This window comes from Hyalangium sp., from assembly GCF_035629615.1.
Classification (GTDB): Bacteria; Myxococcota; Myxococcia; order Myxococcales; family Myxococcaceae; genus Hyalangium.
In genome coordinates, this window is record NZ_DASPHO010000072.1 from 1 (window position 1) to 2,658 (window position 2,658).

General features: G+C 66.1%; 2 protein-coding genes. Both read right to left on the reverse strand.

Annotated features, from left to right (window positions below; translation table 11 throughout):
- The coding region (locus VD972_RS03230) for a KGGVGR-motif variant AAA ATPase (protein ID WP_324980551.1) at nucleotides 1–2,098 on the reverse strand (2,098 nt) is incomplete at its 3' end.
- A 5-nt stretch (nucleotides 2,099–2,103) separates the two neighbouring features.
- Nucleotides 2,104–2,658: helix-turn-helix domain-containing protein (locus tag VD972_RS03235; RefSeq protein WP_324980554.1), on the reverse strand; the 555-nt coding region annotated here is incomplete at its 5' end.

The window sequence follows — 2,658 nt, forward strand, 5'->3', positions numbered from 1 at the left end:
TCAGGAGCATCTCCAACAGCAAGGGGCGAGCGATCAGCTCAGGTCTCGCCTCGATCTTCATGAGAAGCGCGTCCCACTGTACGGTCCGTTCTTGCCCCAACGAGCGGGCCAGGAATTCATGGAGCTGCTGCCGGTCCCACCCGGCCAACTCATCGACCTCTGCGCCGAGCGCCCGGGCGACGCGCCCGAGCGGCGTGTTCAACGTTGAATCACGAGCGTGGGCGCCTCTTCGCACCTCCCGAAAGTATTTCGCGCCACTCGTGAGGAGGACGCGGTTGCTGCGCGTCTCCTCGGAGACGGCCGCTGCTGGCCGGGCGAGCCGACGAAACTGTTCCTCCAGGAGAGAGTGCCTCGCCTCACCTAGCTCGTCCAAGCCATCTAGGAGCAGGACGATCCTCCCAACTGAGAGCAGGTGAAGCAGAATGGCGGGGTCTCCCCGCCAGCCCATGCTCGTGGCCATATGCTCCTGGAGCAGAGACTCCAATGAAACCACTCCTGAGAACTCCTTGAGGGGGATGGCAATCGGTACGGGACTGTCGGGATCCTTCTCGGCGGCGGTCGCCAGCTCGTAGGCGAGCCTTCGGATGAAGCTCGTCTTCCCCGAGCCAGACTCTCCCACCACCAGCCACAGGGGTGCACCCTCCCCACGCACCCATGCCTTGCCGCGCTCCAGCGCCTCCGAGCTCCGCCCCTCCACCTCCAGGGATTTCAGCCGCGGGGGTACGTAGGTGCGCGTCAGCGTGCTCTCCTCGTAGCTCCTGCGAAGGCGCGACAAGTACGGCTTGAAGTCAAAGAGCTCCCGTTCGAGGTCTCTTAAAGTGAAGGTCAGCAGCCGCTCTTCGCGCAAGAAGCTGAGCGCAGCGGACGTGAAGCCGGACGCGACCACCATGAGTCTGCTCTCGGGAAGCCGCTCAGCCGCGGGCCGGAGAACGTTCAAGAGCGAGCGCGCCTCCACCGTCGAGAGCGGTCGCAGAGCCTCATGGCAGGCCACTAGGTAACTCTCATGCTGAAGACCGCTCTTGCGGTGGGCCTGGAGGTCCGCTCCACTGTCCTGCCGCTCGAGGCGGGTCACCATGTAGCCCAGGAGCTGGAGGAGCTTCTCCGCTCGCTGCTCGAAAGAAGGACCCGCATCAAAGATCCCCTCCGGGCCGCTCATCCGCCGGACCCGTGCGTGCTCCGGGTAAAGCTGATCGCCCAGGCTGGCGGCCTCCTCCTCCTGGATGCGCTCCTCACGCAGCTCGCTGAGCCTCTCGGCGACGTCCTGATAGGCCAGGGCCGTGGGCGAGCGAGGATCCGTCTCGACCAGCAGCTCCTCCCCAAAGAGCAACCGCCCCAGGAAGGGAATCTCCACACGGGTCTCGTCCGGCGGAGTCTCGAACTGGCCATTCCAGATGGCACGGCGTGCCTCCAGCGCCTGCTTCGTCTCGTGGAGCGGCACCGGAGAGGCCACCAGGAGCCGCCGCAGCCTCCCATACCTCCGCTCCGGCACCTTCCCGGCCACCGCCGGCTGCAGCGCGCGGTAGACGTTCAGCAGCCCCGCCGTGTTCTGGGCCGAGTAGTTGCCCACCAGCACCGTCGCGTGGGGCAACACCGCGGTGAGCAGTCCGCCCAGATCCGTGATGCCCGTTCGTGAGTCCAGAAGGATGTGGCCGTACTTCTCCCGTTCCACAAGCCCGTCCAGGAGCTGCTGGAAGAGCGAGATGCCGCGCTCGGGGTCCGCGACGGTGAAGGCGTGCCAGTCGATCTCCTGGTAGAGGCGCGTGAAGTTCTCGCTCACTCCATAGGCAGGCAGGACGAACAGGCCTGGAACCTCCGGCACGGCATAGGGCAAGCCCAGGAAGGTGTCCAACAGGTGGCCCTCAAGGGAGGCGTCTGCACCCGCCTGCTGCCACTCCAGCAGCCACTTGAGGAAGCCACTGGCCGCGGGCCTTCGCGGCTTGAGCCCGTCGATGTGATGCATCCCCGGCGCTTCCAGGTCCAGATCCCACAGGAGGACTCTCTGGTGGGCTCGCGCCAGGGCCACGCCCACGTTGGCCAACAGCAGGGTGCGTCCGACGCCCCCCTTGAAGCTGTAGAAGGTCGAGACGTGCGTCGTCATGGGCTCTATTGAAATGCGACTTCAGCGGAGTCGGGATCGAGGAGCGAGACCAGACGCCGAGGCCGCCCAGCAGGAGCGGCGGCTCGCGGCGGAGCAACCTCCTTCGGCGGCATCAGCTCCCGCCCCCGGACTCCCAGGGCGATGGCGTTGCCGTTCCCCCGCGGCACCTTGTCGATGAGCTCATTGGCCTCCATGAGGGCCAGGATCCGGGACAGGTTGGCCTTCTCGAGCGCGAAGACCTCACCGATGTGCTGCTGAGTCATCTCCCCCTCCAGCTGGATGCGCTCCAGGATCTCCCGGACGTGCTTCCGGTTGAGCACCTGGGAGGGGACCTCACTGCGCATGGACTCGATGCGCATCTCCACCAGATCCCGCAGCATGGACCAGCGCGCGAAGTAGGGCTGGCCCAACCCGTCCAGCAGGGCGCGCCGACGGGGATGGACCACATGGGCCAGATGCTCGTTCAGCTCACGAAGCGGTTGCAGCGGTGCTCCCGTCCGGACGAGCTTGAGGAGCCGCTCGCAGTAGGCGTACTCCAGGACTTCGGCCATGCGCTCGCT